This is a genomic window from Pseudomonas sp. GW704-F2 (genome assembly GCF_059423025.1).
Genome location: NZ_JBWKXO010000012.1, coordinates 81185 through 101261, shown reverse-complemented (window position 1 = coordinate 101261; position 20077 = coordinate 81185). Strand labels below are relative to the sequence as shown.

Annotated in this window: 10 protein-coding genes and 2 pseudogenes; 8 read left to right on the top strand and 4 right to left on the bottom strand. The window is 61.0% G+C overall.

Annotated elements, in window-relative coordinates; translation table 11 throughout:
* Positions 1-14: 14 nt before the first annotated feature.
* Positions 15-1361 carry a response regulator c-di-GMP phosphodiesterase, NosR family gene (gene nosR, locus AC07W0_RS12885; protein ID WP_046384557.1) on the bottom strand — a complete coding sequence of 449 codons (1347 nt, stop codon included), beginning with the start codon at positions 1359-1361 and terminating at the stop codon, positions 15-17.
* A 257-nt stretch (positions 1362-1618) separates the two neighbouring features.
* Between nosR and AC07W0_RS12880 the strand changes: the two genes are divergently transcribed.
* From AC07W0_RS12880 to AC07W0_RS12865, 4 genes are read left to right on the top strand one after another with little or no spacing between them, the layout of a single operon-like run.
* A complete protein-coding gene (locus AC07W0_RS12880) occupies positions 1619-3493 on the top strand; it encodes a putative bifunctional diguanylate cyclase/phosphodiesterase (protein WP_102617520.1) in 1875 nt (624 codons plus the stop codon).
* A 23-nt stretch (positions 3494-3516) separates the two neighbouring features.
* The gene (locus AC07W0_RS12875) at positions 3517-4503 is read left to right on the top strand and encodes a cytochrome-c peroxidase (RefSeq protein ID WP_102617521.1); all 987 of its coding nucleotides are present in this window, start codon (positions 3517-3519) and stop codon (positions 4501-4503) included.
* A gap of 10 nt (positions 4504-4513) precedes the next feature.
* The gene (locus tag AC07W0_RS12870; protein WP_046485809.1) at positions 4514-6328 is read left to right on the top strand and encodes a DAHL domain-containing sensor histidine kinase; all 1815 of its coding nucleotides are present in this window, start codon (positions 4514-4516) and stop codon (positions 6326-6328) included.
* On the top strand, positions 6325-7716 hold the full coding sequence (locus AC07W0_RS12865; RefSeq protein WP_102617522.1) for an ATP-binding protein: 1392 nt from the start codon (positions 6325-6327) through the stop codon (positions 7714-7716). The genes AC07W0_RS12870 and AC07W0_RS12865 overlap by 4 nt, the downstream gene beginning before the upstream one ends.
* A gap of 36 nt (positions 7717-7752) precedes the next feature.
* On the opposite strand, the pseudogene AC07W0_RS12860 reads toward AC07W0_RS12865, so the two are convergent.
* Together AC07W0_RS12860 and AC07W0_RS12855 are read right to left on the bottom strand one after the other, a co-directional pair.
* Positions 7753-7821, bottom strand: a pseudogene (locus AC07W0_RS12860) (addiction module antidote protein, HigA family); the annotation flags it as partial.
* 3 nt (positions 7822-7824) lie between these two features.
* Positions 7825-7992, bottom strand: a pseudogene (locus AC07W0_RS12855) (type II toxin-antitoxin system RelE/ParE family toxin); the annotation flags it as partial.
* A gap of 303 nt (positions 7993-8295) precedes the next feature.
* Between AC07W0_RS12855 and AC07W0_RS12850 the strand changes: the two are divergent.
* From AC07W0_RS12850 to AC07W0_RS12835, 4 genes are all read left to right on the top strand, one after another.
* Entirely contained in the window at positions 8296-9915 is a 1620-nt protein-coding gene (locus AC07W0_RS12850) for an FMN-binding glutamate synthase family protein (protein WP_017844582.1), read from the top strand.
* Between the two features lie 12 nt (positions 9916-9927).
* Positions 9928-10212, top strand: a complete 285-nt coding sequence (locus AC07W0_RS12845; protein WP_017844581.1) for a putative quinol monooxygenase — start codon at positions 9928-9930, stop codon at positions 10210-10212.
* 266 nt (positions 10213-10478) lie between these two features.
* Positions 10479-11627 (top strand): OpgC family protein, encoded by a 1149-nt coding sequence (locus AC07W0_RS12840; protein ID WP_102617523.1) that lies wholly within the window; start codon positions 10479-10481, stop codon positions 11625-11627.
* Positions 11628-11689: 62 nt separating this feature from the next.
* Positions 11690-18211 (top strand): NEL-type E3 ubiquitin ligase domain-containing protein, encoded by a 6522-nt coding sequence (locus AC07W0_RS12835; RefSeq protein ID WP_256580828.1) that lies wholly within the window; start codon positions 11690-11692, stop codon positions 18209-18211.
* Between the two features lie 45 nt (positions 18212-18256).
* Here AC07W0_RS12835 and AC07W0_RS12830 read toward each other — a convergent pair whose 3' ends face one another.
* On the bottom strand, positions 18257-19675 hold the full coding sequence (locus AC07W0_RS12830; RefSeq protein WP_046485818.1) for an amino acid permease: 1419 nt from the start codon (positions 19673-19675) through the stop codon (positions 18257-18259).
* Positions 19676-20077: the final 402 nt, after the last annotated feature.

Sequence of the window (20077 nt, the reverse complement as noted above, 5' to 3'; positions counted from 1 at the left end):
TCCCATGAATCGCCTCAGCTCAAAAGATGGGGCTCTTCCGGTTCGCGGATAAACACGCTGTACTTGGCGCCCTCCATGGCTTCAAACGCGATCAGCTTGTCCACCAGCGGCAAGTTGAGCACTTTGCCGGCATTGAGCAGCAACATGCCGTTATCGGCGTTGAGGTTGCGCGCCAGGATCATGCCGTCGGCCAGTTCGCGGGTGCTCAGCACTTTGACACTCGGGTCGCCCAGGGTCACGTCGTTGAGGAACGCGGCGCAGGCCAGGACGAAGTCTTCGACCATGTCCGGATCATAGAGCCGCCCCGCGTACTTGCGGATGTACAGCAGTGCTTCATCGCTGTTCATCTGCCGTTCCAGGATCAGGCCCTTCTGCAGTTCGATGAAGTCCACCGCCAGTTTGAGCAAGCGCGCGCCTACGGGAATCGTTTCACCCTTGAGGTGATCGGGAAACCCGGTGCCGTCCCACCGCTCCTGGTGATGGCGGATCAGCCGTGCGGCGTCCTTCATCGGCTCGAGCGTCATCAGCAACGACTCGCTCTGCGCCGGGTATGCGCGATAGCGTTCGCGGTCGTTGCTGTGCAGCAGTTCCGACGGGACGGCCATCATGCCGTCGCTCCAGCTCAATTTGCCGATGTTGTAGAGCGCGGCGGCCATGGTCAGGTCACGGGCGCTGGCTTCGTCCAGCGCCTGGGCTTTGCAGTACACGCGGATCAGCTCGATCAACTGGCGGTTGGTCTGCTTCTGCTTGGGCAGGCGCAGGTTGGCCAGCAGCGAAAACACTTCGGTGCCGGTCACATAGCTGCGCTTGAGCTCGTCGTAGGCCAGGTCGAGCATGTCGGCGGTTTGTTGCAGCTCGCTGGTGCGCGCTTCGACGCGCTTTTCCAGGGTGGCGTTGAGGGCCTTCAACTGCTCGTTCTGATCGCGGGTCAACTGCTCAAGACGCACGCGCTCGCGTTCGGAATGCTGGTGTTCCAGGGACTGGCGCAACGTCAGGAGCATTTCCTCGTCGTTCCAGGGCTTGCTGATATAGCGGTGGATCTGACCTTCGTTGATCGCCTTGATCATCATGGTCATGTCGGCATAGCCAGTCAGCAGGATGCGCGTGGTGGCCGGGTACAGGCGGTGGGTCTCGGCCAGCAGCATCGCCCCGTCCATCGCGGGCATGCGCGCGTCGGTCATGAGCAGGTCGACGGGCTCGGCAGCCATGATTTCCAGGGCCTGGGCACCACTGCTGGCCAGCAGCACATCATAAGGCTGGCCCCGCAGCAGACGGCGCAGGCTGTTGAGGATCGATTCTTCATCGTCGACCAGCAAAATAGTAGGTCTGTAAGGGGACGTCGTAGCAGTTTGTTCATCCATGGCGACACCTCCTGGCGATGGTACTCGGTTGCTTCATTGCGCCCCGGCGTGATCGATCACTGTACTTGCATAAGCAATGAGCGCTAGATGCAGGCTGGGGTAACTGAGGGTGATTTGACGCCAACTGGCGTACTTATTCAAGGGACCCGACTATGCTAGTAGCATGAAGCCATGACTGTTCCCCGTTTATTGAAGCATTCAAGGTAAGGAAGCCCGATGCGTAAGAATCTTCAGTTGCCTGCGTCCCGGTGTCAGCCATGAATCCGTGCTCAGGAAGGGCCAATCGACGGGTGCTGATCGTCGATGACGCGGCCTCCATCCACGAGGATTTCCGCAAGATCCTGTGCGCCGATACCACAGGCGGCCAGTCCCTGGACAGCATCGAAGAAACCCTGTTCGGCACCGCCCCCACCGTGCGCCAGACTTTTGTGCTGGACTCCGCCTATCAGGGCCAGGAAGCCCTCGCCCTGGTCAACCAGGCCCTGGCCGACAACGCGCCCTACGCCCTGGTGTTCATCGATATGCGTATGCCGCCGGGCTGGGACGGCCTGGAAACCATCGAACAACTGTGGAACGTCGACCCGAACCTGCAGATCGCCCTGTGTACGGCCTACTCGGACTATTCCTTCGAAGCCATCGAAGCGCGCATCCAATACAGCGACCAGTTGCTGATCCTGAAAAAACCGTTCGACAACCTGGAAATCCGTCAGATGGCCAGCGCGCTGACCTGGAAATGGCAGCTGGCCCAGGATGCCGCGCTCAAACTGATGGGGTTGGAGCGCACGGTCGAAGAACGCGTGCAGGAACTGCTGAAGGTCTCACACCTGCTGCAATACGACGCCCTGACCGAACTGCCCAACAGCACCCTGCTGGGCGACCGGCTGACGCAGGCCATTGCCGTCTGCAGGCGCCATGACACCCAGTTGGCCGTGATGTTTATCGGCCTGGACCGCTTCAAGCGCATCAACAATGCCCTGGGCTATCCGGTCGGCGATGAAATGCTCAAGCAGGTCAGCCAAAGCCTGGTGGCCACGGTGCGCGCGTCGGATTCGGTGTTTCGCTACGGCTCCGACCAGTTCGTGCTGATCCTCAACGACATCAAGCATCCCCAGCAAACCCAGTACATTGCCGAAAAACTGCTCGGCGCCATCAGCACGACACACTATGTGGCCGGGCATGACTTGAGTGTCACCGCAAGCCTGGGCATCAGCATCTACCCCAACGACAGTTTCAGCGCGGTGGAGCTGATCAAGAACGCCGAAACCGCCATGCACACCAGCAAAGCCCATGGCCCCAACGACTTCAGTTTCTTCGTCAACGAGATGAACCTGCGCGCCCAGGCCCAGCAGAGCCTGGAAAGCGCGATCCGGCAGGGCTTGCAGCGCGATGAGTTCATATTGCACTACCAACCGAAACTGGATTTGAACAGCGGGCGGATCGTCGGCGCCGAAGCCCTGATTCGCTGGCACCAGCCCGACCACGGCTGGATCTACCCGTCAGCCTTCATTCCGGTGGCCGAAGACAGCGGCCTGATCGTGCCCTTGAGCCAATGGGTGTTGCGCCAAGCCTGCGAGCAAGCACAAGCCTGGCGCGCCGCCGGCCTGCCTGCACTGTGTATCTCGGTGAATATTTCGGCGATTGATTTTCGCCAGCGCAATTTTGTCGCCAACCTGGCGGCCATTCTGCAACGCACCGGCCTGACGCCCAGTTTGCTTGAACTGGAAATCACCGAGAGCGTACTGATGCAAAACGTCGAGGACACGCTCGTCACCCTGCAAGACATCAAAGCCTTGGGCGTGCGGCTGTCGATCGACGATTTCGGCACCGGCTATTCCAGCCTCAGTTACTTGCGCCGGTTTCCCATCGATGTGTTGAAGATCGATCAATCCTTCGTGCGCGGCCTGGGCGAAAACAGCCAGGACGCACAACTGATCAGTGCCATCATCAGCCTGGGCAAGAGCCTGGACTTGAACATCATTGCCGAAGGCGTCGAAACCCTTGAGCAATTGGAGTTCCTCAGAGCCCACCGTTGTGAGGAGGGCCAGGGTTTCCTGTTCAGCAAAGCCGTGGCGGCCGCTGAATTCGCCCAATTGATGCAAGCCGGGCAACGCAGCCTGATGCCCCCCCAGTGACTGTCTATCCAAGGAACGAACGCTTGATCCGTCCCCTCACCCGCTCTCCTCGCCCGTCACCCTGGGCACTCGGTCTTGCCGTCGCCCTCGGGGTTGGCGCCGCCCTGCCCGCGGCGGCCGCGCCACTGGATGAGCCGCTCAAACCACTGCCGCCGGTGCCGCTGCTGGATGTGGCAACAGTTGAGCTGGGTCGCCAGTTGTTCAACGAGAAACGCCTGTCGGTCAATGACAGCCTGTCCTGTGCCAGTTGCCACCAACTGGCAACGGGCGGGGGCGACGATAAGCCGTTTTCCTTGGGCTTTGATGGCAAGCCGGTCAAACTCAACACACCCACGGTGTTCAACGCCAGCCTGAATTTCAAGCAGTTCTGGGACGGTCGGGTGGATACCCTAGAGGCCCAGATCGAACAAGTGGTCATCAGCCCGGTGGAAATGGGCAGCGACTGGAAAACCGTGGTCGACAACCTCACCGCCATGCCGCAGTACCAGGCCGCCTTCACTCAGGTGTACCCCGACGGCGTGACGGCGGCCAACGTGCAAAATGCCCTGGCGACGTATGAACGCACATTGCTCACGCCCAACTCCCGCTTCGACCAATACCTGCTGGGCAATACCGAGATCCTCACGATCGAAGAAAAATACGGCTACCAACGCTTCAAGGAATATGGCTGCATCGCCTGCCATCAAGGCATGAATATCGGCGGCAACATGTTCCAGAAGTTCGGCGTGATGGATGATTATTTCAAGGGCCGCCCGCCCGCCGAGACCGACCTGGGCCGCTATCTGGTGACCCACGACGAAGAAGACCGTAACGTGTTCAAGGTGCCCAGCCTGCGCAATGTCGCCGTCACCGCGCCGTATTTTCACAACGCCTCGGCCAAGACCCTCGAAGAAGCCGTGGACGTGATGTTCAGATTCCAACTGGGGCGCGTGCCCTCGGCGGAAGACAAGGACCAGATCATCAAGTTTCTCAAGACCCTGACCGGCCAATGGGCGGGCAAACCTTTATGAGCAGACGGTCATGAGACTCTCCCGCCACTACGTCATCCAACTACTACTGGGCACCGCGACCCTGCTGCTGGCATCGATACTGGTGTTCCTGTACATCAAATCAAGTACTGACCAGACCAGCCGTTACACCGAATCCCGCGACCTGATCCGCCAGATGCAGCAGCTCAACGCGCAGTGGGACAGTGAGGTGCTCAAGGCCAGAATCGCCCTGACCCACAATTACGACCCCCTGGTGACGCCGCTGACGCAGATCACAAGAATCTGGGAGGAACTGCGCCAGCACGAGTCGTATCACGCGCCCAACGACCTGCCCGGCTGGCAAGCCAGCCTGGAGGCCGGTCAGGCGGCGATCCAGGACAAAGCGCGACTGGTCGACCAGTTCAAGTCCCATAACGCCGTGCTGCGCAACTCCCTGGCGTTCCTGCCGACCGCTGAAAACGATATCCAGGCCGCGTTCACACGGCTCGACGACGAACAGCGGCTGCCACTGCAAAGCGTGGCCACCGACACCTATGACCTGTTGCTCAGCAGCATGGAGTTCGCCCAGGTCGCCAGTGCCGACCGCGCGGCCGAGATTCTGTTGGGCCTGAACCTGCTGGCGGTGAACAAAGAACGTTTGCCGGCCGACTTCCACCTGCCGGTGGAGATTCTCAGCAACCACGTCGCGCTGATCCTGCGCGAACAGCCGCTGGTCAACACCTTGTTGGAACGCATCGCCGCAGTTCCCGTGGCCGAACGCCTGGACGAACTGACCACCCACCTCAACCAGGATCAGCAGGCCGCCGACCTGATCGACCAGAAGTATCACAACTACTTGCTGGTGTTCTCCACCCTGCTGGTGGCATTGCTGCTGTACCTGGCCATCAGGCTGTTGCGCAGTTTCACCGTGATCAACCGCGTCAACCGCGCCCTGCACACCGCCAATGCCAGCCTGGAACAGCGCGTGGAAAAACGCACGCGCCAGCTCAGGGATGCGCAAAGCGAACTGCTCGACAGCGCCCGCCAGGCCGGCATGGCGGAAATCGCAACCAATGTGCTGCACAACGTGGGCAACGTGCTCAACAGCGTGAACATCTCCGCCGACCTGGTCGCCCGTAAGCTGCGCACCAGCAAAGCACTGGGGTTGGGCAAGGCCATGCAGTTGATCAACGAACACCCCGATGACCTGGGCACTTACCTGCGCGAAGACGAAAAAGGCAAACTGCTGCCGGGCTACCTCAACCAATTGGTGGAAGCCATTGCCGTCGAGCAACAGGGCCTGACCGACGAGCTGGCGCAATTGAGCAAAAGCGTCGACCACATCAAGGACATCGTCTCCACCCAGCAATCCTACGCCGGCGTTTCCAGCGTGCTGGAGCCCTTGCAGGTCAGCGCCCTGATGGACGACGCGCTGCGCATGAATTCCGGCGCGCTGAATCGCCATCATGTGACGGTGGTCAAGGAATACGCCGACGTACCGCAGATCATGGCCGACAAACACCGGCTGCTGCTGATCATGGTCAACCTGATCAGCAACGCCAAGTACGCCATGTCCAACCTGACCGACCGGCCTCGGCAGATTACGTTGTCGATCCAGACGATAGAGGACAACATCCTGCAAATCAGCGTCAAAGACGAAGGTGAAGGCATCCCCGCGGAAAACATGACGCGGATCTTCACCCACGGCTTCACCACTCGCAAGGAAGGCCATGGCTTCGGTCTGCACAGCTGCGCCCTGGCGGCGATTGAAATGAATGGCCGGCTTACCGGCTATAGCGATGGTCCGGGCAAAGGCGCGCTGTTCACCTTGCAAATCCCCCTCAACGATGCTGCAGGCCCCGCATGAACCAACCACCGAACCGGCGCATTCTGCTGATCGACGACACGCCCTCGATTCACGAAGATTTCCGCAAGATCCTCAAGCCGCCCCTGGAACAGAACCAGGCCCTGGACGCGATGGAAGCCGCGCTGTTCGGCACCAGCGACAAACAACCGCAAAGCCCGCTGTTCGAGCTGGACTCCGCCTACGGTGGGCAGGAAGGTTTACAACTGCTCGAGACGGCCATGGCGGCGCAACTGCCCTACGCCCTGGCCTTCGTCGACATGCGTATGCCCCAGGGCTGGGACGGCGCGCAAACCATCGAAGAACTGTGGAGGGTCGACCCGAACCTGCAGGTGGTGGTGTGTACGGCGTACTCGGATTATTCCTGGGAAGAGCTGCTGTTTCGCCTGCGTGCCCATGACCGGCTGCTGATCCTGAAAAAGCCGTTCGACAATATCGAAGTCCAGCAAATGGCCAACACCCTGACCGCCAAATGGGACATGGCCCGCCGCGCATCCTTGCAAACCAGCCAGCTGGAGCTGTTGGTGGAACAGCGTACCCAAGCGCTGACCCAGACCAGCCAGGCCCTGCAACTGGAGATCGACGAACGCAAACAGCTCGAAAGCCAGTTGGTGCAATCGGAAAAACTGGCGTCCCTGGGGCAACTGGCCGCGGGCGTGGCGCACGAGATCAACAACCCGGTAGGGTTCATCTCCTCCAACCTCGGCACCCTCGAAGGCTATTTCAAACAGCTGCAGCAGATGCTCGATGCCTACCGCCAGGCCGAAGCCGCGATCGGCGACGATCAGCTCCAAGCCCTGCGCCAACGCCTGGACCTGGACTTTCTCAGGGAAGATATTCCGACGCTGATTCACGAATCCAAGGAGGGCATTGGCCGTGTGGCGCAGATCGTCAAGGACTTGAAAGACTTTTCCCGAGTGGACACCGACCAGACCTGGCAGTGGGCCAACCTGCAACAAGGCATCGATTCGACCCTGAACATCGTCGCCAGCGAGCTCAAGTACAAAGCCGACGTCATCAAGCACTATGCGCCCTTGCCGGAAATCGAATGCCTGGCCTCGCAGCTCAACCAAGTGGTGATGAACCTGGTGATCAACGCAGCGCAAGCCATCGGGCCGGAGCGCGGCACCATAACCATCAGCGACGGCGTGGACGGCGAGAACATCTGGCTGGAAATCGCGGACAACGGCTGCGGGATTGCCCCGGACGCCCAGCTGAAAATCTTCGATCCGTTCTTCACCACCAAGCCGGTGGGCGAAGGCACGGGGTTGGGGCTGTCACTCTCCTACGGCATCGTCAAGAAACACCATGGCGAAATCTCCGTCAGCAGCGAACTGGGCAAAGGCACCACGTTCCGGGTAGTGCTGCCCATTCGCCAAACAGCGGTGTAGGCCCGTTCGAAAAAGCATCACGCAACAGTTGGATCAACGCAATACAATGTCATTCACCGTAGGGGCGGAAACATGCAGCGCCCTTGCGAGAGCGGCTGCGGTCAGGCCCAGCGGTTCCAGCCTATTCCCGGGCGGTGAGCGCACGTCAGCGAGTTCAACCGCTGCATCCAGCATGCTCAGCTGTCGTTCCACCACGGAAACGACAGCGGAGCAACGTCGGGTTCGACCGGTTTCAAACAGTTTTTGGGTTTCGGCGCATTTAAAGCTTCTGATCATCGCTTAATGCTTAACGTTATTCGTTAATGACCAGTTCTACATGGATTGTCGATATATTCAACCGACAGTTGAATAGGCGCTGAGGGAGGGCGACGAGCGGTCAGTGCCGCCGTCAAAAAAAGCCGCTCCAGACACTGGAACGGCCTTAGAGGTAAGGCCGGAACGCCTCACGCCAACTGTCTATATCGGGCCAGTCCGCCGTGTCTATGCGACCCAAGCGAATGCACCTACAGGTTGTTCAGGGTTTCCTTACTGGCGCAGAATGCCGCACCGACCAGAAGAGTCCGATCCCAAGGTAACCGTATGAGCCTGTCCTTGCTAAGCCGCTACGCGGTGTTTGCCGTATGCGTGATGTTCACCCTCGCCAGCCTGCCCTTTGTCGAACATGAATGGTTATGGCCCATTACCCTGGTCACCGGCGCCCTCAGCCTGCTCGGCCTCTTCGACCTGCTGCAAAGCCCCCACGCGATACGCCGCAACTACCCGATCCTGGGCAATATCCGTTACCTGGTCGAGGGCATTCGCCCGGAGATCCGCCAGTACCTGCTGGAGTCCGACAGCGACGCCCTGCCCTTTTCCCGGGCGCAACGCTCATTGGTCTACTCGCGCGCCAAGAACCAAACCGCCGACAAACCCTTCGGCACCCTGATCGACGTGTACCAGTCGGGCTTCGAGTTCATCAGCCACTCCATGCGCCCCGCGCCGTTGACTGACCCGAGCTCGTTTCGCGTGATGGTCGGCGGCCCGCAATGCAAGCGGCCGTACTCGGCCTCGGTATTCAATATCTCGGCCATGAGCTTCGGCTCTCTGAGCGCCAACGCGATCCGCGCGCTCAACCAGGGCGCCAAGCTGGGTAACTTCGCCCACGACACCGGCGAAGGCAGCATCAGCCCCTATCACCGCGAAAACGGCGGCGACCTGACCTGGGAACTGGGCAGCGGCTACTTCGGCTGCCGCACCCGCGACGGCCATTTCGACCCGGAACGCTTCGCGGTGCAGGCCCAGAACCCGCAAGTACGCATGATTGAAATCAAGATGAGCCAGGGCGCCAAGCCTGGCCATGGCGGGATTCTGCCCAAGCACAAAGTCACCCAGGAAATCGCCGAGACACGCGGCATCCTGATGGGCGAAGATTGCGTCTCGCCGTCGCGCCACAGCGCGTTTTCCACGCCTATCGAGTTGATGCATTTCATCGCCCAATTGCGTGAGTTGTCTGGCGGCAAGCCGGTGGGCTTCAAGTTCTGCCTCGGTCATCCGTGGGAATTCATGGGCATCGCCAAGGCCATGCTCGAAACCGGCATCCTCCCCGACTTTATTGTGGTCGACGGCAAGGAGGGCGGCACTGGCGCCGCGCCCGTGGAGTTCACCGACCACATCGGCGTGCCGCTGCGCGACGGCCTGCTGTTCGTCCATAACACCCTGGTGGGCTTGAACCTGCGCGACAAGATCAAACTCGGCGCCAGCGGCAAGATCGTCAGCGCTTTCGACATCGCCAGCGTGCTGGCCATCGGCGCCGACTGGGCCAACTCGGCGCGCGGCTTCATGTTCGCCATCGGCTGCATCCAGTCGCAAAGCTGTCACACCAACAAATGCCCGACCGGCGTCGCCACCCAGGACCCACTGCGCCAACGCGCCCTGGTCGTGCCGGACAAGGCCCAGCGCGTGTTCAACTTCCACAGCAACACCCTCAAGGCCCTGGCCGAAATGCTCGCGGCAGCGGGCCTGGAACACCCGTCGCAATTGTCGGCCAAGCATTTGGTGCGACGCATGTCGGCGACCGAGATCAAGCTGTTCTCTCAGCTGCATGTGTTCCTCAAGCCAGGGGAATTGCTGACCGGGGAAGTGAACGGCGAGTTTTATTCGCGCATGTGGCAGATGGCGCGGGCGGATAGTTTTGAGCCGCAGGAAGTCGTTGCGGCGTAAGGGAGCCATGATATGTTGAAAGTCATCGCGGAAGATTTCATCAAGCCCGAACACCTGGACACGGTGCGCCCGTGGTACGCCGAACTGGTGGAAAAAACCCGCCAGGAACCGCTGTGCATCGCCTACGATCTGTTTGTCGATCAGAAAGACCCGGGGCACTTTATCTTTGTCGAGCAATGGCCCGATCAGGCGGCACTCGATACCCATTGCCAGACCGAACACTTCACCCGGCTGGTGCCACAGATCAATGAGCACCAAGCCAAGCCCTGCAGGGTGCTGCTGATGGACGCATTCTGACCCAGCCTTTACCGCGCTGAAGCGGACCACCGACGGCACTATTGAAACCAGCAGGTTCACATGCCGTTGCGGGACTTCGCGACCATCGCCAGATTTTTCTGGCGATGGCCCATGTTGCCCCCGTGCCGCCATTGAGACATTCAGTAATACCCAGCCTTTGCAATCGCTTACAAATACCGCCAACCTGCGCCCGCTCGACGTGCGGCGTAAGACAACAGCCGCGCGCGCCAGTCATTACTAAACCTTTCGTACAAGAGCCCGCTGCCATGCTGAACGGACGCGACCCGCGCATCGATTTTTTTCGGGGCCTGGCGTTGATCTTCATTTTCTGGGATCACGTCCCCCACAACCCCCTCGGCCAGATCACCCTGCGCAACATCGGTTTCAGCGATGCGGCGGAGGTGTTTGTGTTCCTCGCCGGTTACGCCGCCGTATTGGCCTACGGCAAAGTCCTGCAACGCGACGGCTATTGGATCGCCTCGCTGAAAATCCTGCGGCGCGCCTGGGTGCTGTATGTGGTGCATATCTTTTTGCTGGCGATGCTGATGGGCATCGTGTTCTTCGCCAACAGCCATGTGGAAACCCGCGACCTGGTCGAAGAGATGGGCCTGACGCACTTCGTCACCCACCCGCAGCAGGCGCTCACCGATGAATTGCTGTTGCGCTTCAAGCCCAACCTGATGGACCCGCTGCCGCTGTACATCGTGCTGCTCGGCGGGCTGCCGCTGGTGCTGCCGTTGCTGCTGCGCCAGACCTGGGCGGTGGTGGGCGTGTCGTTGAGCGTGTACCTGCTGGCGCCGTGGATGGGCTGGAACCTGCGGGCGATTGCCGATGGCGTGTGGTACTTCAACCCCGTCACCTGGCAGTTGCTGTTTGTGCTCGGCGGCGCGGCGGCGATTCATGCCCGCCAACCACGCGTAGCAGAGCGCCGCGCGCTGCTGCGTCAGCCGCTGTTTGTGGCAGCGGCGGGCTACTCGCTGCTGGCCGCGATCATCACGCTGGCCTGGCGCTGGCCCGAGGTGCATGACGCGCTGATGCCCGCGTGGCTCAGCGAACGGCTGTACCCCATCAGCAAGACCGACCTGTCGCCGGTGCGCCTGGTGCATTTCCTGGCGCTGGCTTATGTCACCGCCAAGCTCTTGCCCCATGCCGGCTGGACCCGCCATTGGCTGGCGCAACAGACTTGCCGCATGGGCCGCTATTCCCTGGAGGTGTTCTGTCTCGGCGTGCTGCTCGCACCGCTGGCGGACATGCTCAACGCCCTGGCCGGCGACGCGTTGGCCATGCAGCTATTCAGCGCGTTGGCAGGCGTGGTGTTGATGGGCGCTCTGGCGACCTGGCTGGAATTCAACAAACGCCTGGACAGCAGGTTGCAAGCGCGTCGCTCACTGCCCACATCATCATTAAATAGATAGCCCCGGCCGTTTTCGCGACGGTGCTTCCATGCCCTTCCACTTATCGTGAAAGGGTATGGCTGATGTCAACTTATCAACGACTCAACGGGTTATCAGGCAACTTGCAGTCCAGCAGTTCCTGGTCACGGCAACAAGCCCTTGAGCAGATTCAGAACAACGTGATTCAAGCCATGAGCAGCTTGAACCCACAGGAAAAAGCCCGCTACGTCAGGTTGCAACGCGAAGCATTGAGCGCCTTGACCGCTCTGGAACACGCCCAGCAAGCGCTGACCCGCGACTTCAAGACTCAAGGCCTTGCGCAACTGCGGGAAAAAATCGGCGGGCGCGATCCCGAGCAATACACCCTGTTCACCCGCTACAAGGAGAAACGGGAGCAGGGCTTCCCCTGGGACCCGCCGCAGCCGCTCCTTCCGCTCAATACCGTGCCCTTGCCCGCCGCGCGCTATCGTCGGGCCCATTACGACTTCCATTACATTGAGCATCTCAAGCACATGTCGCTGTGGGAAGCGGCCTGCCTCAACTACGGTTTCACCCACTCCATTCACGGGGACTCGGGTTTCAGCCTGGTGGAAGCCAGCTATATCGTGGGGCCGGACAACGACAGAAGCCTGGGCGCACTGGCCTTCATCGAAGCCGCCCGCACGCTGGACCTGGGCGCTCAGTTGCGCGACAAAGCCCGTACCGCCATGGCGCCGGGAGGGCCGTTGCGCCCATTGTTCGAGGCGTCGGCCAAGGCCAGCCTGCTGTTCGACGCAATCGAAGCCTACCGCAACCGTGCCACTACCGGCGTCACCCTGGAGATCTACACGCGACTCAACGCCGCCATCGAAGGCACTGGTGCGCAATTGCCGTTCGACACGCTGAACCTGAGCTCCGGTATCACCCCCCTGATCTCGGTGCCCTTCGTCCCCTGGGACAGTTGCATCCCCGTGCCCTTAATGCTGATTCGCGTGGCCAGCCTGGGCGTGTTGTCCTACTTCCCTTTCCGTCCCGGCGGGGCGTTGCAATACCACGACGATACCCAGGCCGCCGAGTACGCGTTTCGCACACAACTCACTGACAGCCACGCGAAAAAAGACCTGGGCTGGTTCTCCCGGCAATTGCCCTTGATCGGGCTGTCGGTGTTCAGATCACTGATCAACAAAGCGCCGCATCTGAAGGGGTTCAGTTGGTTAGGCGCTTATGTGTACGACGGTTTTCACCTGGCCTTCTCAACAAAGACCCTGGACAACATCCGCTTCAACACCGACATCAAATCCGGGCGCGCAATCACCCTGGTGCAGGCGTGTGCCTATCGCCAGATCCAGCGCTTTCAGTCAGACCTCGACACACTGGCGCAAACCCGCTCGGAAAAAGACTGGCAAGCCCTCAAAGATGCGGCGGCGGCGATTGCCGGTGAAGTGCTGCAGATGCTGCTTACGCCATTGCCCGGCGGCGTCACCGGCATGAACCGGGTCATGCAACTCGCGGTCATGGGCAGCCTGACCTACAGCGCCGCCCAGGGCGTGAATGAGCTGGCCAAGGGCGAAGCCAGCGGATTTGCCTCGGCGCTGGCCGATGTCACCGACCTGGCCGTCAGCGGCAAGCTGATCTCAACCGCCGGAAGGGCCCATCGCCAACGCATGCACGCGTACCTGGAAAAACTCGGCAACCCGTACAAAATCACGCGCGCCGACGGCAGCCATGGGCTCTGGAAAGCCGACGCCCAACCGTATGCCCACGACAACCAGCGCCTGGTCAACGGTATCACGCCCAACGCGTTGGGCATTTACACGGTCGAGGGTCACCTCTACGCCAAACTGCGCCAGGGCGAGATGGACGTGCTGATCGAAGTCAAATTCGACGACGCGCACAAACGCTATGTACTCACACGCGGTAAAGACGGCTACACCCCAGCGATCATATTCGCCCCAGAGCTCCAGGCCTGGACCTTCGATCTGCACAATGCCCATCTCCTGTCCAACCCGGAGTTGCTGCAACGCATGCTGCCCAACGGGGCGTCGACGATCCCGTCGGCCGACCTTGAACACATGCTACGCAGCACCGCCACCACTCGCGATACGCTGGATCGCGTGTGGCGTGCCCAGCCGGCACCGTTGAACCTGATCGAAGGCGCCCGGCGACTGCAGGTCGATCAGGTCATCCAGCAAATCATCGAGCGGTTCCCCCAACCCGGCCAACTGCCGGCGCATGCCGACAGCACGGTCTTCTGCCTGCTGACCCAACTCAACGGCTGGCCGACCGACACCCTGCTGCATGTCCACGATGCACAAGGCACGCGGATCGAGACCTACGGCAAAACCGAGCAACCACCCCCACGCGCCCATGCCATCAACCTCAAGCGCCGCGAGGATGGCAGCTACACAGACCTCAACGACGCGGGCAGCGGCCCCGAGGGCAACGAGCACCTGCTTCAACTGATCATCCGCCAGCAACCACGCGACTCGGCCCTGGGTAAAGAGGACCAACCCAACGCCTCCGAGGACGCGCGCGTCAGCAGCGTACGCGAACAGGTTGGCGCATTGGCAAGCCTCGAGCGCCACGCGCTGTTTTCGGCGCTGTTCGATTACTGGGGCTATGAAAAAGCGGAACTCGCCGCCGCACCGGCGGCAAGACGGTTTCTGCCGGTCAAGGTGTCACCGGCCTTGATTACCGTCACGCCCCTGTTGAAAAAACTGCGCGACCTGAACCCGCCCCTGACCGCCGCCAACCTTGCGCGATTACTCGCCGAGCACCCGCTGACAGCACGCCAGCAAGAGGCGTTTCTGAGCGGTGGCACCCTGCCGGTAGCGTTCGTTGAAACACTCGATCGCCAACGTACCGCGTTGCGCATCGACGCGGTGATCGACAGCCTGTACAACCCCCGCGACTTCAATGCCGACACCGACCTCTGGGCCCGGGAATTTGCTGGAGCGCTGATCCGCGACACCCTCAAGCGTCCCTTCGTGGTCACGGATGTCAGCCAGGGCGAGACCTTCGTGCCCAGCGGTGCGGACGACCTCACCGTCAACCTGCGCTTGCACCCCGGCGGTCGCTACCAGGCCTATGACATCCGCAACGACAGTGAAATCCCCGTCTCACCCGCCCAAGACAGCTTCTACCTGGCCATCGCCTCGGTGCTCCACCCCCACGAACGTCAACAACTGGGCATGAGCAGTGTCACCGACGCCAAGGGCCTGCGCAAAACCCTGGGGGACAACATGAGCGCCCGACGCAACCCCCAAGGTCACGTCAGCCTGGTCAATGGTTCGCTGGTGCCCTACCAACACAACCTAATGCTGTCACCTGGCCTCAAACCCAGGACCGACGGGATCTTCATGATTGAGGGCAACGAATACCTGCCGCTGTTCGGCAGCCTGTTCCGCATCGTCTTCGATAAAACGCTGTTCAAATGGCGGCTCAAGCACCCGAAAAAAATCGGTGTCGACACCCCGCTCCTGGAGCACAACGGCCAGGGCACCTGGCGTCTGGCCAGCGAGAACCCGATGACCTGGGACACCCACCAGCTATTCCACCGCCTGGGGCAGGAGGACTACGCGTTTACGCAGGAACGGGCCAGTCAAATCCTCGCCCTGACCGACACCCCGGACCACGTGCTGCGCCAGGTACACCGTGCCACCCACCCGGTGCCGCCGTTGTTGGCCGACACCTGCAAACGCTTCAAGATCGAGCAACAGATTCAACACTTCATCAATGCACTGAGGGTGAACCCCAACACCCAGGAAGCCGAGCCGGCCCTGCAATTGCTGGTGATCTCCGCGTTGCCGGGATGGCCGGACAACCACAGACTGCAGATCGTCGGCCCCGGGAACGAGGGGCGCTATCAATACCCGGCCAGTGCGGGCCCGAACGCTGAAACAATCCTCGTGACCGAGCAGGACTACAGGGACGCCCGCCTGCTGAACCAACTCACCGGCTACGACACGCTGATCAATGCCTTGTTGGGCGAATTGCCCAGCTCCGCTGAAGAGCGCTTGTTCAAACTGGTGAAAAAAATCGTCGAGTTCGCCGAGAAAGAAACCAACCATCTGTTCAATTCGCTCTACCAAGAGAGCGAGCACCGCAGCCCCAACGTCGCGCGCGAACGCTTCAAGGCCGCACATGCCGACTTACCCAACAACACCGTCGACAGCATCCTCGGCCACGCAACGCCCCGCGAACTCAAGCAACTGCACGAGCACGGCAAGGTGAGCCTGCGCCTCGGCGAAACAGCCCGACTGACCGCCCACGAGGTGCGTCTGAACCGCGCCTTCGAGGGCTTGTACCTGGACAACCTGATCAACCCGGACAGCGACCGGATCATCCTGCACCTGCTCAACACCGTGCCCGGCTGGCCCAGCGACCTGCGCATCGAAGTCCGCGACCGACACTTCAGCGGCTCCAGCATCGAAGCCGCCGGCAACCCGGCCGGGACGCGCCAAAAAGTGCTGGTCAAGCAACACCAGGTCTACCACGCCTACGACTCACAAGGAGCGCCTCTCGCCACGCCCGCCGGCAGCGGCAGCAACCTGCTGTCGGCCATCATCCAGACGTTGACCGATACCGAACGGAGCACGCTGGGAATCACACATGAAGACGACCTCGCGCCACTCCAGGAGCAGATCGCCAAGCTGGCGCTGTCCCAGCGCGTGGCGATAAAAAGCCTGCTGGACCTGCCGCACCTGCAACCCTGGCTGCAACCGCCGATGGGCCTGGATCGCTCATTTCTGGTGTACCCCGCCTGGAACTGGCTGTGGCCATTCGGCGGTAATCGCGCGCCGGACCTGGTGAGCAGGGTCCAGGAACTCTACCCCCGGTTCGACAATGACACCGCCCGCACCTTCATCCGCTGGCTCAACCTGGATGAGCCGGCCGCCCTGATCGAGCTTGACCGACGCCAGGCCGAATACAGCTTCCTGGACATTGAACTGACCCGCTGGAGCGACACCCCCCGTGACACCGACAACGACGAAACCGACCCACTGGGCCTCCATCTGGGCCGTCGTCGCCATATCGCCAACACACTGCGCAGGGCCTGGCGACGGGATGAGCCGCCACAGGTCTACATCGATGGGTTGTTTCATGCGGAGTCATTAACACTGCAATTGGACACCATCGATCTGCCCACGGCGGCCTTTATCAACGGGTTCAGGGGCTTCGAGCACATCGAGCACCTGAGTATCGCCGGGGACAGCTTCCCCGCCTCGGGCCATGCATTCCTCGCGCTCTTCCCAGGCTTACGGGCCCTGCAAATCGACTGCCAGTTGAGCGAGCTACCGAGCGCCATCACCCAGATGACGCAACTCACCCGCCTGAACCTGGAAGGCAATGCGCTGGTTTTAACCGAGGAGTCCGCCGCACGCCTCGCCGCCATGGTCAACCTGGAAAACCTCAACCTGGGTTACAACCCCCTGGGGATCACGCTCGACGTCACGCGAATGAGCCAACTCTCGACCTTGGATTTAAGAGCAACCCATACCCAACAATGGCCGATCGGCGCCGCAGATCACGCGAATCTGAACACCCTGTACTTGCAGGAAAACCAGATTTCCAGCATTCCCGAGCGTGTGTTTACCCACCCCAGAGCCATCATCCGAAATCGTTCGACGTTCCTGCATGACAATCCGCTGTCGCCCCAAACCTTGCAGCGCGTTAGGCAATACCACGTCGACATTGGCATGGCCGTAGGGGGCTCCCTCCCCGGCATCGCCCACACGCCGCCCGCCGAACGCGGCATTTTGCCTTGGCTGGTCCACCTGAAACCCTTTAAACACGACAGCGCCAGAGAACTGTGGAACGGTCTGTCAAGCCATGAAGGCGCCCGTCCCGATGATGTCTTTAGAGTGTTGGCGGACTTGACCAAGTCTCTGGAGTACACCATCGCTGGAAATGCACGTAAAAAACTGACATTCCGGGTCTGGAACCTGCTCGATGGCCTGAGCAACTCCACCGAGCTGCGCGAAAAAGTGTTCCTCAACACCCATGCGGCGGGCACCTGTGGCGACGGCGCCATACTGCTGTTCAACAACATGGAGCTCATGCACCGAGTGCATCAGACCCTCGCTCGATACGACGAAAACCGCATCGACCGCGAACTGCTCGGCCTGGCCAAACAAGTGTATTACCTGGAGCAGCTCGACCAGTTCGCCGACGATCACATCAGCCGCTTGACCGCGCAAGGGCGTTCGCCGGACCCCGCCGAAATCACCCTGTTCTATCGGGTGATGTTGCGCGAGGAATTCAACCTGCCGGTCCAGGCGGACCAAATGTTGTATTCAGTGGAGGGGTACGGCGTGGTCGACAACGATGTCCAACAGGCGCGTCAAATGCTGCGCGGGTTGAAGGATTCCCCTGGGCTGGCGAACGCGTACAAAACCTGCGACTTCTGGCTCGACTACCTGGAACGACGCTTTCCCGCGCCCTTCTTAACGATCAAGGAAGTGACCCGCTACAAGATCGGGCTCTTGCAAAAGGAGCTGCCGGACAAACACTCCGATGAACACCTCGACCGCCTGCAAGCGCTGATCGACACGCAGACCGCCGAGCGCAACCGCCTCATCGGCCAGTTGACGGACGCCGCCCTTCACGCGTTGCCGCGCGATTGAGCGCATCAAGGCGGCCTGTGCGCCACAGGCCGCCTTGAACAAGCGTTACGCCGAGCGCGCGACGCCTTGGGCAACTTGGGTCGGTTGCAATTTGAATGTGTAGAACAGCACCGTCAGCAGCACCAGGAATACCGGGCCGACATACAGCGCGACGCGGGTGTCCGGGAAGTACGCCATCAGGCCCACCACCAGCACCAGGAACGCCAGGGCCAGGTAGGAACTGATCGGGTACAGCCACATGCGGTACTTGAGGCCCGCCTGTTCCGCCGGGCTCAGGCTCTTACGGAACTTGAGCTGCGCCAACAGGATCATCACCCAGGTCCAGATCGCGCCGAAGGTGGCAATCGAGGTGACCCAGACGAAGACTTTCTCCGGCACCAGGTAGTTGAGCAGCACGCCCAGCAGCAACGCAGCGATCGACAGCAGCAACGCATTGCGCGGTACGCCGTTGCGCGAGGTGGTGCCGAAGGTCGCGGGGGCCTGGCCGTTCTGCGCCAGGCTGTAGAGCATGCGCCCGGTGCTGAAGATGCCGCCGTTGCAGGACGACAATGCAGCGGTGATCACCACGAAGTTGATGATGCCGGCGGCGGTCTTGATGCCCAGACGCTCGAAGGTCATCACGAACGGGCTGCCCTGGGTGCCGATTTCATTCCACGGGTAGATCGACAGAATCACGAACAACGCGCCGACGTAGAACAACAGAATGCGCCAGAACACCGAGCCGATGGCATTCGGGATGGTCTTCTGCGGGTTCTTCGCTTCACCGGCGGTGAGGCCGATCATTTCCACGCCCAGGTAGGCGAACATCACCATTTGCAGGGACATCAACACCCCCTGCACACCGTTGGGCATGAAGCCGCCGTGGGCCCACAGATTGGAAATCCCCAACGCCACGCCGTCATTGCCGAAACCGAACGCGATGATGCCGACGCCACCGATCACCATGGCGATGATGGTGACGATCTTGATCAGGGCGAACCAGAACTCGAACTCACCAAACGCCTTCACCGCGATCAGGTTGATCGTGCCCATGCTGATCAAGGCCGCCAGGGCCCAGATCCAGCGCGGCACATCGGGGAACCAGACGCCCATGTACACGGCCACGGCGGTGATTTCCGCAACGCAGGTCACCAGCCACAGGAACCAGTAGTTCCAACCGGTGAGAAAGCCCGCCAACGGGCCGAGGTAATCCTGGGCATAGCGACTGAACGAGCCGGCGACAGGGTTGTGGACCGCCATTTCGCCAAGCGCGCGCATGATCACCAGGATCGCCAGGCCGCCAATGATGTAAGAGAGCATGATCGCCGGGCCGGCCATTTCAATGGCCTTGGCCGAGCCAAGGAACAGGCCGACACCGATGCAGGCGCCGAGGGCCATCAGGCGAATATGCCGTTCGCCCAGTTCACGTTTCAGCGGGCCGCCCTGAGCGGTCTCGCCATGAGGCAGGTGGTTGCCAACTGGCATAGGGGTACAACCTCGTCTTGTTATTGGATTAAGCCACCGAGTACTCGACGTCGCAGCAGGTCCGCCAGGACGCCTCACACCGGGTTCGCCTCATGGGCCAACCCGTCTGGCCAGGGCCAGTTCAGCGGGGGTGCAGTATAAAAAGCTCAACCCAGGGTTTTTCACTTAATAAACGGCAAGATTCAGCGAGAACTCGCGGTAAAAGCGGCTTTTGTGGAGGGGCATTACCTGGATAGCGTAAGGATTTTCTCCGTTTGACGCGCGCCGAGTATTGCACAGCTTTGGTGCAGCGTCATGCCCCTACCTAGGCCGTATATACCCAGCCGAAGGCTCTGCTTCAATACTTTCAGCCCATCGGGCGGACAACGCGGAAGCCGGCCACGGCCGAACGGGAAGCATCGC

Bases quoted from the DNA above. Each gene is read 5' to 3' on its own strand.
- nosR (WP_046384557.1), bottom strand. From the start codon at position 1,361: ATGGATGAACAAACTGCTACGACGTCCCCTTACAGACCTACTATTTTG.
- AC07W0_RS12880 (WP_102617520.1), top strand. From the start codon at position 1,619: ATGAATCCGTGCTCAGGAAGGGCCAATCGACGGGTGCTGATCGTCGAT.
- AC07W0_RS12870 (WP_046485809.1), top strand. From the start codon at position 4,514: ATGAGACTCTCCCGCCACTACGTCATCCAACTACTACTGGGCACCGCG.
- AC07W0_RS12865 (WP_102617522.1), top strand. From the start codon at position 6,325: ATGAACCAACCACCGAACCGGCGCATTCTGCTGATCGACGACACGCCC.
- AC07W0_RS12850 (WP_017844582.1), top strand. From the start codon at position 8,296: ATGAGCCTGTCCTTGCTAAGCCGCTACGCGGTGTTTGCCGTATGCGTG.
- AC07W0_RS12845 (WP_017844581.1), top strand. From the start codon at position 9,928: ATGTTGAAAGTCATCGCGGAAGATTTCATCAAGCCCGAACACCTGGAC.
- AC07W0_RS12840 (WP_102617523.1), top strand. From the start codon at position 10,479: ATGCTGAACGGACGCGACCCGCGCATCGATTTTTTTCGGGGCCTGGCG.
- AC07W0_RS12835 (WP_256580828.1), top strand. From the start codon at position 11,690: ATGTCAACTTATCAACGACTCAACGGGTTATCAGGCAACTTGCAGTCC.
- AC07W0_RS12830 (WP_046485818.1), bottom strand. From the start codon at position 19,675: ATGCCAGTTGGCAACCACCTGCCTCATGGCGAGACCGCTCAGGGCGGC.